This window comes from Agrobacterium sp. CNPSo 2736 (assembly GCF_004005385.1).
GTDB lineage: Bacteria > Pseudomonadota > Alphaproteobacteria > Rhizobiales > Rhizobiaceae > Agrobacterium > Agrobacterium leguminum.
The window spans coordinates 302,445-314,842 of record NZ_RZTX01000005.1; the positions used below are offsets into that span (position 1 = coordinate 302,445).

Sequence of the window (12,398 nt, forward strand, 5' to 3'; positions counted from 1 at the left end):
AATTCCTTAAAGTCGCGTGGTGTTCGTGGTCACGGATGGTCCCGCGCCGCTGGAAGGCTTTGGTCATTTGATCTAAGGGAGTGTTGGAAAGGCGTCAATGTGATTTGGGTGATTTGGCGCGTCAGACGAAAGGCATGGAAATGACACGACTGAAAAACGGCAAGTTGCGGCGCAAGGACGGGGTATGGGACCCCTTGAAACGCAGTGCCGTGGACAAGCAGCAGGCCGAGGTCGTTCAAAAAACACCGCAGTCGGATTCCCCGTCCTATCGCCTCGCCTATGTGGACATGGATTTCCTCTGCCGTGAGGAATTGCGCCCCGTCAGGCTGCAGCTGGAACTCCTGAAGACGGAAATGGCGCTGACCGAGCGCGGCATCAAATCCACCGTCGTCATGTTCGGCGGCGCCCGCATTCCCGAACCCGGCGGCGAGGCCTGGGCGGCGCGCAACGAGACGCAGAAACGCAATCTGGAGCAATCCTCGGTCTATTACGAGGAGGCGCGTAAATTCGCCCGCCTCTGCACCGACTATGCCGCGAAATCCGATCACCTCGAATATGTCGTGGTCACTGGCGGCGGTCCCGGTGTCATGGAAGCGGGCAATCGCGGCGCTGCCGATGCCGGCGGCCCGTCCATCGGCCTCAACATCGTCCTGCCGCACGAGCAGGCGCCGAACCCCTATGTCACGCCGGAGCTGAGCTTCAACTTCCACTATTTCGCCATTCGCAAGATGCATTTCCTGATGCGGGCGAAGGCGGTGGTGATCTTTCCCGGCGGTTTCGGCACGCTGGACGAATTGTTCGAGGCCTTGACGCTCATCCAGACGAAGCGCATGGAGCCCATTCCGCTCATCCTGTTCGGCGAGAAATTCTGGCGATCGGTGATCAATTTCGAATTCCTGGCGGATTTCGGCACCATCGCGCCTGAAGATATGAATCTTCTGCATTTCGCCGAAACGGCCGACGATGCATGGAAAATCATCTCGGCCCACTACGAACACTGATTATGCTTGGCGCGACGAAGTAATTTTAGGGCTTAATTAGCAATCTTCTTCTAATTTTGCCCCGTCGCGCTGCAGCGCACTGTCCCCTGGGGACGGGCCTCCATGACGGAGATTTATCATCCGTTGACGTCAGCCTTTTCGGGCGGGCGATTTGATCGAGGCCAAAATGTTCAATTTCCAAGTGAAGTCGCTTGCGACCAAGCTGATCCTCGTAACCGGCTGCGCCATCACCACGGTTCTCGTTGCATCGAATTCCTTCCTCATTTCCCAGACGAGTGAGCGCGTGCACGCGCTGACCATGGATCAGGCCAATACCGAAGCGCGCGCCATCGCCAACGTCATCGCCGCCGATGTCGGTGAACTCGGCAGCGCCGCGCGCTCCATGGCCGGCGTCATCGGCCGTGCGCATCAGGCGAAATCGATGGATCGCCCCGGCATCGTCAACATCCTCAAGGCCAATGTCGAGCAGAATGCCTTTGCTTTCGGAAGCTGGTTCTGCGAGCAGCTCGGTCTCTTTGACGGGCAGAGCAAGGAGATTGCGGGCAGGCTCGATCTCGGCACCAATGAAAACGGCGCGTTTGCGCCCTATTGGTCGAAGACCCAGAAGGGCGACATCCAGTTCTCGACCTTCAAGAATGATTATCAGGCGGAATGGTATGCGCTCGCCTCCAAATCCGGCAAGGGCGCCATCACCCAGCCCTATCTCGCCGAAGGCACGGAAGTACCCACAACCATGACCTCGCTTGCCTATCCGGTCATGTCGGACGGCAAGATGATCGGCGTGGCGGGTGTCGATATCTCGCTGGCCTCGCTGTCGCAGAAGCTGCAGGCGCTGCATCCTTTCGAGACCGGCCGTGTAACGCTCGTTTCGCAGGGCGGCCAGTGGCTGGTGCCGCCGACGCCCGCGCAGAACATGAAAGCCTATGACGGAGACGGTGCGAGCACCGTTCAGGCGGCGATCACCTCCGGCAAGCAGGGCCTCATCGAAAATCTCGGCCTCGATACGGACGCGCCCTATAATCGTCTCGTTTATCCCTTCGCCGTTCCGGGTCTCAACGCGACCTGGGTGGTGCTGGTGGATATTCCCCATCAGGCCCTGAACGCACCGGTTCAGGAACAGACCTACATGATGATCATCGGCGCGATCGTCATTCTCGCCGCCGTCATCACCGCGCTTTATTTCGCCGTGCGCCATTTCGTCCGCAATCCGCTTGCCTCGCTGGTTTCCGACGTCAGGACGCTGAGCGACGGTCACTACGATGTGCCGGTTTCCGGACAGGAACGTCGGGATGAGACGGGTGCGGTGGCTACCGCACTGGAAGGTTTCCGCGCGAAGCTTGCCGGCATCCGCGAGATGGAGGCCGAAGCCGAGGCCCAGCGTGGTCACGCGGAAACGGCGCGCCAGCGCTCGGAATCCGAGCGGACTGAAAACAGCCGCATGCAGCAGCACATTGTCGGCGTGCTGGGTGCCGGCCTCAATGCGCTTTCGCAGGGCAATCTCACCTACCGTATCGAGGACGAGTTCCCCGGCGAATATGCGAAGCTGCGCGAAGACTTCAACTCGGCGCTTGCGAGCCTCGAGGAAACCGTTTCCACCGTCAATGCAACCGTCGTCAGCATCGGTAATGGCACGGGCGAAATCACCCGCGCCGCCAGCGATCTTTCGCACCGCACGGAACAGCAGGCCGCAAGCCTGGAAGAAACCGCTGCCGCCCTCAATGAGCTGACCGCGCAGGTCAATTCCAGTGCGGAAAACGCCGCAGAGGCGGCCGGAGCCGTCAGCCATGCGTGCGACGATGCGGGCAAGTCGGGTGAGGTCGTGCAGCAGGCCGTAAATTCCATGGAAGGCATCGCGCAATCCTCGGCCGAAATCTCCCGCATCATCGGGGTTATCGACGAGATCGCCTTCCAGACCAATCTTCTGGCGCTGAATGCCGGCGTGGAAGCCGCCCGCGCCGGTGACGCCGGCAAGGGCTTTGCCGTCGTCGCACAGGAAGTCCGCGAACTGGCGCAGCGGTCCGCCACTGCCGCCAAGGAGATCAAGGGTCTCATCAACACCTCGGCCATGCAGGTGGGCGAGGGCGTCCAGCTGGTCGGCAAGGCCGGTGAGACGATGAAAAAGATCGCCGATCAGGTTCTGCAGATCAACCAGCTGATACGGCAGATTTCCGCTTCCGCCAGCGAGCAGGCAGTCGGCCTCAAGGAGATCAATTCCGCCGTCACCCAAATGGATCAGGTGACCCAGCAGAATGCGGCAATGGTGGAAGAAACTACCGCTGCGAGTGTGACGCTGAACAGCGAGGCCGAAACGCTGAAGTCGCTCGTTGCCGGTTTCTCCGTTTCCGGCGGCCATTCCAGCCAGCAACTTCGCGCCACGGCGGCGGCAATGCGTGCACCCGCCGCTCCGGCGCAGGCGTCGGGCCGCCCGGCCGCGCCCCGCGCCCGCCCGAGAGCCAACGGTGCAAACGCTTTGGCGCAGGATGACTGGACGGAGTTCTGACGCGCCATTTCCGCCTCAAATGAAAAGGGCCGCTGGTATCGCCAGCGGCCCCTTTTCATGTCCGCTTCCTTCACAGACGGGCGAAACGTTCCGTCAGCAATTCGAAGAAACCGTCGGCATCCACATTGCGCATCACGCGGGCATTGGCGGGCCGTTCGGTAACATTCCACCAGTCCACCACGGTCATGCCCATGGTGAGTTCCGAATGGACCTCGATTTCGACATTGCACTCGCGACCCTGAAACAGTTCGGGTTTGACGAGATAGGCAATGACGGTCGGATCATGCAGCGGGCCGCCATCCGAGCCATATTTTTCGATGTCGAAACGCTCGAAGAATTCCAGCATTTCCGCCATGGCGATGGCCGGCCGTGTGCCAATGTCGCGAATGCGGCTGACCCGAGCCTTGGTCGTCAGCAACTGATGGGTAACGTCGAGCGGCATCATGACGATCGGCATGCCAGAGCGGAAGACGATATCGGCGGCCTGCGGATCGACATAGATGTTGAATTCCGCCGCGGGCGTGATGTTGCCGCCCTCGAAGAAGCCGCCGCCCATCATCACCAGTTCCTTGACGCGGTCGGCGATCTCAGGCGCCTTCAGGAGCGCCAGCGCCACATTGGTCAGCGCGCCGAGCGTGCAGAGCGTTACGGTGCCGGCGGGTTCCCGCATCAGCGTTTCGATGATGAAATCGACCGCGTGCTGCTTTTGCGCTTCCATGGTCGGCTCATCGAGAACCGGGCCGTCGAGGCCGGTGCTGCCGTGAACGTGCTCGGCGGTGATGGGCTTGCGCACCAGCGGCTTCTCGGCGCCCTCATAGACGGGAATATCGGTGCGGCCGCACAATTCGCTGATGATGCGGATGTTGCGGCTGGTCAGCTTCAGCGGAACGTTGCCGGCGACGGCGCACAATCCGAGAATGTCGATTTCCTCCGGGCTTGCGAAGGCGAGCATGATTGCCGCCGCGTCGTCCTGGCCCGGATCGGTGTCGATAATGATTTTTCTGCGTTCTGCCATGTCTTGCCCGCCGTTGAGATGAGCGCTTTTTTTCGAGCGGCGGATGCTCACTTGTCAAGCCTCATTCCCCGGTGTCCCCTTTGCTCGTCGCCGCGCCTTGCGTATTGCGGTTGTGCTTCCCATATTGCAGGGGCCGGTGCGATTGACCGGCGAGGTTGCCGGAAGCGGGACCGCGAAACGTCGCTTGGTTGCAAGGACAAAAGAGACATGAGCCGCATGACGCCATTCACCCACCCGCTTCTGCTGGGTTTTGATGCCATGGAAAAAACGCTGGAGCGCATGGCGAAGGCCAATGACGGCTATCCTCCCTACAACATTGAGCGCCTGCCCGGTGGGGAAGACGTGCCGGAACGCCTGCGCATCACCATCGCGGTTGCCGGTTTTTCGCAGGACGATCTGGATGTGACGACGGCCGATAATCAGCTCGTCATTCGCGGACGCCAGCAGGAACAGGAGAAACGCGATTTTCTCTATCGCGGCATCGCGGCGCGCCAGTTCCAGCGGGTTTTCGTGCTTGCCGATGGCATGCAGGTCAGGGAAGCGCGCCTGCGCAACGGCCTTCTTTCCATCGATCTGGTCCGGCCGGAAATTTCAAACGTGGTGAAGAAAATTAATATTTCCGTCTCAGAGTAGAACGTGAACGCCGGAATCCGACACGAATCGCTCGGCGTGAAGAAGGAGGCTGAAATATGCTGTTGAAAGAAGCGCATGCGCGTCTCACCCAATCCCAGCTCGCCCATATCGGCGAAGGAGAAGTGGGATATATCCGCAAGATCCGCGCGGAAGACGTCAGCCGCTGTTTCCCGGAAGCGCCCGATCTCGATCCGCAATTGGACCTTTGGGCGCTGTTCGGTGCAGATGGTACGCCGATCCTCCTGACGGACAACCGGTCCAGTACGTTTTTCAAGGCTGCCGAAGACGATCTCCAGACCGTCAGCCTGCATTGAAGAAAAAAGCCCGCTTTTGAGCGGGCTTTTTCTTGAGCGGGTTAAAGGAACGGGCGGTCCGGCATGTCGTCGATGGAGATGACGCCGTCCTTGTTCTTGTCCAGCCGTTCAAACATCTTTTCGCCGGCGGCGGTGAATTCGGCCTTGCTGACCTGACCGTTCTCGTCGGTATCGGCCCAGCGGATCAGCGCGAAACCTGCACCCTTGCCGCCATGCTTGCCCCAGCCCTGATGGCCGAAACGGCCGCCATGTTCGCGCTCGGCATGTCTTTCGGCGCGCTTGCCCTCGGGGCCCTTGCCGTCTTCGGCTTTGGCGTCCTCACGCTCGGGGCGCGGATTGGCGGCGCGGAAAGCTTCCATCTTCGCCTGGCGATACTCACGCATTTCCTTCGGCGTGATCGAGCCGTCCTTGTCCTTGTCGATCTCGGTGAAGAGCGTGTCCTGACGGGCGGCGAATTCCTCCTTGGAAACCTTGCCGTCCTTGTTGGTGTCAGCCACCTTCAGCAGGTGAACGAAGGCCGCTTCCTGGCGGATCGGCATGCGCTCGCCATGGCCTTTGCCCGGAGCGGGCGGGGCGGCAAAGCTTGCCGTCGCGGCCGTGCCGATCAAAAGGGCTGCGCCAAGAGCAGACAGGGCGATTTTTCGTGTGGTCATCGTCATTACCTTTCTTTGGTGTCCCTGAAGAGAAGATAGTGACGTCCAGCAAGCCCGACCACTTAAACATCCGTAAGGTGGATGAAGCTTCGGTAATGTTCGCTGCTCAGCCTGCGACGGTTTTCGTCAGGAAGCCGGCCAGGTCGTCGGTGATGTAGTCGATATGCTCATCCGTCGCGGCGGGGATTTCCCAGCGCTCCATGATGATGCCCTCGAGATTGGCGGGGACGAGCAGAACGGTCTTCATGCCGAGCGCCTTGGGCGCCGCCAGATTGCGCGGTAAATCCTCGAACATGGCGGCCTTTTGCGTGTCGAGCTTCGCAAGCGCCGCGAACTTCTCATAGGTCGCGCTGGCCGGTTTCGGCAGATAGCCTGCGGCGACGATATCGAAAATATCCTCGAAATGATCGAGAATGCCGAGCGCACCGGCGGCGGCCTGCGCATGTTTGACGCTGCCGTTGGTAAGGATGAATTTGCGGCCCGGCAAAGCCTTGATTGCCTCACCGAGTTCCGGATGCGGTTTCAGCGCCGAATAATCGATGGCATGGGCGCGTTCCAGAAACTCGTCCGGGCTGATGCCGTAATGGATCATCAGCCCCTGAAGCGTCGTGCCGTGGTCATGATAATAGCGCTTCTGCAGTGCCCGGGCCTCGTCGGGATCGAGCTTCAGAAGCTCCGCCACATAAGCCGTCATGTTACGGTCGATCTGCGAAAACAGGTTGATGTGATGCGGATAGAGCGTGTTGTCGAGATCGAAGACCCATTCGCTCACATGGTCGAAATCGGCGGCTTCTGGCAGGTTTTTCGGCTTTGTGTCCATGGCCTGCTTTATGCCCGTTTCGAAGGCCGAAGAAAATCGAAAAGACGACGATTGATCAGAAAATCGGGCTTGGCTGCGGCCTCCGGCCCATGATACCGCCAAAGCCATGGAACTCTGGATAGGCATCACTTTCGCAAGCGCGTTCTTGCAGAACCTGCGCTCGACCCTGCAGAAGCACCTCAAGGGCATGATGGGCACCACGGGCGCGACCTTCGTGCGCTTCGTGTTCGGCATGCCTTTCGCTCTCGCCTATCTTGCTTTCCTGCATTTCGGGCTCGGTCGCCCACTGCCGGTGCCCAACACGTCCTTTGCCGTGTGGGCGACGGTCGGCGCCATGGCGCAGATTGCCGCCACCTTCCTGCTGGTGCACCTGTTCTCGTTTCGCAACTTCGCGGTTGGAACGGCCTATTCCCGCACAGAACCGGCGCAGGCGGCACTGTTCGCGCTTATCTTCATCGGGGAAAGCGTCAATGGCGGCACATTGGCGGCCATCGCCATCTCGGTCGCCGGCGTCATGCTGATTTCGGTGGCGCGCACGGAAGTCACGCCCGCTTCCTTCTTCACCTCGATCTTCAGCCGGACGGCGGGTATCGGCCTTGCCTCGGGCGCTTTCTTCGGCCTGTCGTCGGTCGCCTATCGATCGGCGTCGCTTGCGCTTGCGCCGAGCCTTCCCGCTCCGGACGCGATGATGCAGGCAGGTTTTACCCTCGTTGTCGTCATCGTCATGCAGACGGTTTCGATGTTCCTGTGGATCGTCTGGCGCGAGCGGGAAGAGTTGCGGCGCATCGCCAGGGTGTGGAAACCGTCGCTTGCGGTCGGTTTCGTGGGCGCTACGGCCTCGTTCGGCTGGTTCACGGCGATGACCCTGCAGCAGGCCGCCGTGGTGAAGGCATTGGCGCAGGTTGAGATGCTTTTCGCCTTCGCCTCGACCGTGCTTTTCTTCAAGGAGAAGATCAACCGGCTCGAACTGTCCGGCTGCCTGCTGATTGTCGTGGGTGTGCTGTCGCTGCTGGCATTCGGCTGAATGCCTGTCGTGGCGGACAGGCTTGCCGTCCGCCACATGAAGCCTATCAGGGCACGATGAGCGTGCCGGCGCCTTCCGTGAAGATTTCCAGAAGGACGGAGTGGGGCGTCTTGCCGTTGAGGATCACCACGCCCTGAACACCGGCCTTGATAGCGTCGATGCAGGTCTCGACCTTCGGGATCATACCACCGGAAATCGTGCCGTCCTTGATGAGCGCACGCGCCTGCGAGACGGTAAGTTCCTTGATGAGTTCCTTGTTCTTGTCGAGAACGCCGGGAACGTCGGTGAGAAACAGCAGACGCGAGGCGTGAAGCGCACCCGCAATCGCGCCGGCGAAGGTATCGGCGTTGATATTGTAGGTGGCGCCATCGCGGCCAGGTGCGACCGGGGCGATGACCGGGATCATTTCCGACTTGGCGAGCAGGTCGAGCAGGGTGCGGTCGACTTCGGTGACTTCGCCGACGAAGCCGAGATCGAGCACACGTTCGATATTGCTGTCGGGATCGATGACGGTCTTTTTCGCCTTTTCGGCGAAGACCATGTTGCCGTCCTTGCCGCACAGGCCGATGGCCCATTCGCCCGTCTGGTTGATGAGGGCGACGATTTCCTTGTTGATCGAGCCGGCCAGAACCATTTCGACGATCTCGACCGTCTTGGCGTCAGTGACGCGCAGGCCGCCCTCGAATTTCGATTCGATGCCCATCTTGGTCAGCATCGCGCCGATCTGCGGGCCGCCGCCATGCACGACGATGGGGTTAATGCCCGATTGCTTCAAAAGGGCGATGTCTTCCGCGAAAGCCTTGCCGAGCGTGGAATCCCCCATGGCGTGGCCGCCATATTTCACCACGATGGTCTTGTTCTCGTATTTCTGCATGAAAGGCAGAGCCTGTGCGAGCAGCCGCGCCTGAGTTTCGCTTTCGGAAGACGTCATCTAAAAACCTCGGTCTGTGGTTGCGGCCGTTGAAAGCCTGTCACCGCTCTAAAGCAAGTCTTTGACGGATGAAATAACCTCCTGGCCTTATTGTGTCGGCAGCGGTCAAATTTCTTTTTTTTGGCTGTCCCAGCGCTGTAATGCGATTGACATAAAGGCCCAATGGGACCAGCCTTGCAGGGGAAAGGGGAGGGGTTAATTCAGGGCGATATGGGATGTCGCGCGCCGCGGAAGCGATGCTGACCTGAACGACCGAGGAGCGAGAGACCACATGACGGCACCCGATCGAGACAAGCAAAGCGGTTTGCGGGATGAAGTCCTTGCGGGCGAATATGTGCTGGGTGCCCTGCCGCCGGAAAGCATGGCGGAGCTTGCCAAGCGCGTCAAACGCGACCGCCAGTTCGCGGCCATGGTCAGGCGCTGGCGGGACAATCTGGCGGAAACCGAATATCGCGAAAACGCGACCGTCGCCGCGCTGCTGGAGCGGGACCCAAGCCGCTCCGGCCTGCCGTTCAGGGGCCAGCCGCTGCGGGGTGGCAGCATGTTCGCAGCCATGCTTTCGGAGGTCTGGCATTCCGTGCGCTTCTGGCGCCTTCTGGCGTTGACGTCGACGCTCTGGACCGCCGTTCTGCTTTTCACCATCGCCTGAGAGGCGTGCCTCTCAAAGAGAGATCGTTCTGACGATCTCGGCCCGCAGGCTATCCAGCCCGAATGATTTTTCCGAGGATGTGGCGAGGACTTCCGGATAGGCGGCGGGACGCTTGCGGATTTTCTCCAGCGTTTCGCCGATCAGACGCGGAACGCCGGCATCCTTGATCTTGTCCGTCTTCGTCAGCACGATCTGGTAGGAAACGGCCGCCTTGTCGAGCAGGTTCAGAACCTCCTCGTCATTCTTTTTCACGCCGTGGCGGGAATCGATCAGCACGTAAACGCGCTTCAGGGTCGCACGGCCGCGCAGATAATCGAAGACGAGCTTGGTCCAGGCGTCGACCTGATCCTTGGGGGCCTGCGCATAACCATAACCGGGCATGTCGACCAGCGCCATCGGAGGCAGATCGCCCGCTTCGCCGGAATAACCATCCGGAACGAAATAGTTGAGTTCCTGCGTGCGTCCGGGCGTATTGGATGTGCGGGCGAGCCCCTTATGGCCCACCAGCGCATTGATGAGCGAGGACTTGCCGACATTCGAACGACCGGCGAAGGCAATCTCCGGCGGGCCTTCGGGCGGCAGGAATTTCATTGCGGGAACGCCGCGAATGAAGATCCAGGGTCGCCCGAACAGGGGCTTTTCGGTTGCCGTGCCGGTCTCACTCATTTCGATTGCACCGGCTTTCGCTTGAACAGCCCCTTGATGTTGTCGAACAGCTCGATCTTGGCGCCCTGGCGCTTCATGATGACGGCCTGCTGGGTGATGGACAGCGTATTGTTCCATGCCCAGTAGATGACCAGACCGGCCGGGAAGGAGGCCAGCATGAAGGTGAAGATCAGCGGCATCCAGTTGAAGATCATCGCCTGCGTCGGATCGGGCGGAGTCGGGTTCATGCGCATCTGCAGGAACATGGTGATGCCCATGACAAGTGGCCAGACACCGATCATCAGGAAGTGCGGCACATCATAGGGCAGAAGGCCGAAGAGGTTGAACAGCGACGTCGGATCGGGCGCGGAAAGGTCGTGAATCCAGCCGAAGAACGGCGCATGCCGCATTTCGATGGTGACGTAGATGACCTTGTAGAGCGCGAAGAAGACCGGGATCTGCAGCAGCATCGGCCAGCAGCCGGCAACCGGGTTGATCTTCTCTTCCTTGTAGAGCTGCATCATCGCCTGCTGCATGGCCATGCGGTCATCGCCATGCTTGGCCTTCAGCTCTTCCATCTTCGGCTGCACGCGCTTCATGTTCGCCATGGAAGCATATTGCTTGCTGGCGAGCGGGAAGAAGAGCGCCTTGACGACGATGGTGGTAAGCAGGATCGCCACGCCGAAATTGCCAAAATAACGGAAGAAGAAATCCATCAGTTTGAACATCGGCTTGGTGATGAAGTAGAACCAGCCCCAGTCGATCAGAAGGTCGAACTTCGGAATGGCGTAGGTCGTCTCGTAACGGTCGACCAGCGGCACTTCCTTGGCGCCAGCGAAAACGAGGCTCTTCAGCTCGATCGACTGGCCGGGCTCGACCGTCATCGTGTCGCTCTTGAAATCGGCCTGATAGCTCGGCTGATTGCCGGTGATATGCGAAAAGCGGGTTTCGAACGGCGTCGTCTGCGGCGGAACGATGGCAGCAGCCCAATATTTGTCGGTGATGCCGAGCCAGCCGCCGGTTGCCTTGGCAATAGTTACCGGTGCTTCTTCAACATCCTTGTATTTTTCTTCCGTCAGGCTGCCGTCTTTGCCCGAAACGCCAAGAAAGCCTTCATGGATGACGAAGACGGGCGGGATCGCTGGCTTGTTGTTACGCGTCACGCGGCCATAGGTGGCGAAGGAGACCGCAGCCTGTCCGGGGTTCTCGACCTTGTCGGCGACCGAGATCATGTAATGCTCGTCGATCGAAACCGTACGGGAGAAAACCACACCCTTGGAATTGGTGTAGGTGAGGGTGACCGGGGTGGTTTCCGTCAGCTTGTCGCCGCTTGCCAGCGTCCAGACGGTGGTCGGACCGGGAACGCCGCCGACTTCCTGTGCCGCAACGTAACCGAGTTCGGTGAAGTAGCCGTCCTTGGTGTCGGAGGGCGAGAACAGCGTGATGATCGGGCTCGAGTCATCGACGGTCTCATGGTAGTCCTTGAGCCGGATGTCATCGAAGCGGGCGCCGGTAAGGTTGATCGAGCCGGCGATGGCGTTGGTCTCGATGGCCACGCGCTGGGTTCTTGCAATCGACTCTTCGCGGGTCGCCGTGGCGGCAGTCTGCGGTGAGGAGGCGGGCGGTGCGCCTTCAACGGCGGCGCCTGGTGCTGCACCCGGCGCCGGCTGCTGTTGCTGCGTCGTCTGCTGCTGCTGCTGCTGCGCCTGGCGGGCCTCTTCGGCGCGGCGCTGCTGCTCGATACGCGGATTCATGTAAAGGAATTGCCAGGCGAGGACGATGACAACCGAAAGGGCTATCGCGATGAAGTAATTACGGTTCTTTTCCATCATTCTTTCCTGGAGCGGGTCTCCTGGGACCGTTTCGGTTTCGCCGTTCCTTCAATTCGCTCGTTAAGGAGAGACTGAAGTTTCGGGAAGGCCGTATCGAGCACGTCCCTGCGGGCGACAATCACATAGTCATGACCGGGCTTCATTGCGAATCCGGCAGAAAGCCTGACGGCTTCCTTGAGACGGCGGCGCATGCGATTTCGCTCGACCGCGTTGCCTTGTCTTTTCGTTACGGTAAAACCGACGCGAGGCTCGGTTTCCGGGGCTTTCCGGTCAAGCACTTCCAGAAGAAAGGTGCCTCCCCGCCGTTTTTCTCCTGCCTGAACGGCAAGGAAATCCGACCGGTTTTTAAGCCGGCCGGGCAGTTTTCCTGTCTTACTCATG

13 protein-coding genes are annotated in these 12,398 nt (G+C 60.1%); 6 read left to right on the forward strand and 7 right to left on the reverse strand.

The features are described 5' to 3' along the window. Positions 1–140: 140 nt before the first annotated feature. A complete protein-coding gene (locus EM858_RS11665) occupies positions 141–1,001 on the forward strand; it encodes an LOG family protein (protein ID WP_035236622.1) in 861 nt (286 codons plus the stop codon). 166 nt (positions 1,002–1,167) lie between these two features. Then, a complete protein-coding gene (locus EM858_RS11670; protein WP_127756780.1) occupies positions 1,168–3,501 on the forward strand; it encodes a methyl-accepting chemotaxis protein in 2,334 nt (777 codons plus the stop codon). Positions 3,502–3,571: 70 nt separating this feature from the next. On the opposite strand, the gene EM858_RS11675 is transcribed toward EM858_RS11670, so the two are convergent. Further along, entirely contained in the window at positions 3,572–4,516 is a 945-nt protein-coding gene (locus EM858_RS11675; protein ID WP_065654563.1) for a nucleoside hydrolase, read from the reverse strand. A gap of 207 nt (positions 4,517–4,723) precedes the next feature. On the opposite strand from EM858_RS11675, the gene EM858_RS11680 reads away from it, so the two are divergent. Together EM858_RS11680 and EM858_RS11685 are read left to right on the forward strand one after the other, a co-directional pair. After that, entirely contained in the window at positions 4,724–5,149 is a 426-nt protein-coding gene (locus EM858_RS11680) for an Hsp20 family protein (protein WP_010970852.1), read from the forward strand. A 56-nt stretch (positions 5,150–5,205) separates the two neighbouring features. Beyond that, complete coding sequence (locus tag EM858_RS11685; protein WP_003520040.1) at positions 5,206–5,463, forward strand: DUF1150 family protein; 258 nt, start codon at positions 5,206–5,208, stop codon at positions 5,461–5,463. A 41-nt stretch (positions 5,464–5,504) separates the two neighbouring features. On the opposite strand, the gene EM858_RS11690 is transcribed toward EM858_RS11685, so the two are convergent. Then, positions 5,505–6,122, reverse strand: a complete 618-nt coding sequence (locus EM858_RS11690; protein ID WP_127756781.1) for an EF-hand domain-containing protein — start codon at positions 6,120–6,122, stop codon at positions 5,505–5,507. A 100-nt stretch (positions 6,123–6,222) separates the two neighbouring features. Beyond that, on the reverse strand, positions 6,223–6,936 hold the full coding sequence (locus EM858_RS11695; protein WP_127756782.1) for a pyrimidine 5'-nucleotidase: 714 nt from the start codon (positions 6,934–6,936) through the stop codon (positions 6,223–6,225). 106 nt (positions 6,937–7,042) lie between these two features. On the opposite strand from EM858_RS11695, the gene EM858_RS11700 reads away from it, so the two are divergent. After that, positions 7,043–7,960, forward strand: coding sequence for a DMT family transporter (locus EM858_RS11700; protein WP_031234346.1), 918 nt, complete (start codon positions 7,043–7,045; stop codon positions 7,958–7,960). Between the two features lie 46 nt (positions 7,961–8,006). Here EM858_RS11700 and argB read toward each other — a convergent pair whose 3' ends face one another. Then, positions 8,007–8,891 (reverse strand): acetylglutamate kinase, encoded by an 885-nt coding sequence (gene argB / locus EM858_RS11705; protein ID WP_003503698.1) that lies wholly within the window; start codon positions 8,889–8,891, stop codon positions 8,007–8,009. Positions 8,892–9,162: 271 nt separating this feature from the next. On the opposite strand from argB, the gene EM858_RS11710 reads away from it, so the two are divergent. After that, positions 9,163–9,540, forward strand: coding sequence for a hypothetical protein (locus tag EM858_RS11710; protein WP_127756783.1), 378 nt, complete (start codon positions 9,163–9,165; stop codon positions 9,538–9,540). Between the two features lie 12 nt (positions 9,541–9,552). Here the strand turns inward: EM858_RS11710 and yihA are convergent, their stop codons facing one another. Genes yihA through rnpA form a run of 3 tightly spaced genes read right to left on the reverse strand, consistent with a single transcriptional unit; the run spans position 9,553 to position 12,397 of the window. Further along, positions 9,553–10,206: a ribosome biogenesis GTP-binding protein YihA/YsxC gene (gene yihA, locus EM858_RS11715; RefSeq protein WP_127756784.1), complete on the reverse strand. Its 654-nt coding sequence runs from the start codon at positions 10,204–10,206 to the stop codon at positions 9,553–9,555. Beyond that, the gene (yidC, locus tag EM858_RS11720) at positions 10,203–12,014 is read right to left on the reverse strand and encodes a membrane protein insertase YidC (RefSeq protein ID WP_127756785.1); all 1,812 of its coding nucleotides are present in this window, start codon (positions 12,012–12,014) and stop codon (positions 10,203–10,205) included. The genes yihA and yidC overlap by 4 nt, the downstream gene beginning before the upstream one ends. After that, positions 12,014–12,397 (reverse strand): ribonuclease P protein component, encoded by a 384-nt coding sequence (gene rnpA, locus EM858_RS11725; protein WP_003520031.1) that lies wholly within the window; start codon positions 12,395–12,397, stop codon positions 12,014–12,016. The genes yidC and rnpA overlap by 1 nt, the downstream gene beginning before the upstream one ends. Position 12,398 lies beyond the last annotated feature (1 nt).

Bases quoted from the DNA above. Each gene is read 5' to 3' on its own strand.
- EM858_RS11685 (WP_003520040.1), top strand. From the start codon at position 5,206: ATGCTGTTGAAAGAAGCGCATGCGCGTCTCACCCAATCCCAGCTCGCC.
- EM858_RS11670 (WP_127756780.1), top strand. From the start codon at position 1,168: ATGTTCAATTTCCAAGTGAAGTCGCTTGCGACCAAGCTGATCCTCGTA.
- yidC (WP_127756785.1), bottom strand. From the start codon at position 12,014: ATGGAAAAGAACCGTAATTACTTCATCGCGATAGCCCTTTCGGTTGTC.
- EM858_RS11700 (WP_031234346.1), top strand. From the start codon at position 7,043: ATGGAACTCTGGATAGGCATCACTTTCGCAAGCGCGTTCTTGCAGAAC.
- rnpA (WP_003520031.1), bottom strand. From the start codon at position 12,397: ATGAGTAAGACAGGAAAACTGCCCGGCCGGCTTAAAAACCGGTCGGAT.
- yihA (WP_127756784.1), bottom strand. From the start codon at position 10,206: ATGAGTGAGACCGGCACGGCAACCGAAAAGCCCCTGTTCGGGCGACCC.
- EM858_RS11665 (WP_035236622.1), top strand. From the start codon at position 141: ATGACACGACTGAAAAACGGCAAGTTGCGGCGCAAGGACGGGGTATGG.
- argB (WP_003503698.1), bottom strand. From the start codon at position 8,891: ATGACGTCTTCCGAAAGCGAAACTCAGGCGCGGCTGCTCGCACAGGCT.
- EM858_RS11680 (WP_010970852.1), top strand. From the start codon at position 4,724: ATGAGCCGCATGACGCCATTCACCCACCCGCTTCTGCTGGGTTTTGAT.
- EM858_RS11695 (WP_127756782.1), bottom strand. From the start codon at position 6,936: ATGGACACAAAGCCGAAAAACCTGCCAGAAGCCGCCGATTTCGACCAT.
- EM858_RS11675 (WP_065654563.1), bottom strand. From the start codon at position 4,516: ATGGCAGAACGCAGAAAAATCATTATCGACACCGATCCGGGCCAGGAC.
- EM858_RS11690 (WP_127756781.1), bottom strand. From the start codon at position 6,122: ATGACGATGACCACACGAAAAATCGCCCTGTCTGCTCTTGGCGCAGCC.
- EM858_RS11710 (WP_127756783.1), top strand. From the start codon at position 9,163: ATGACGGCACCCGATCGAGACAAGCAAAGCGGTTTGCGGGATGAAGTC.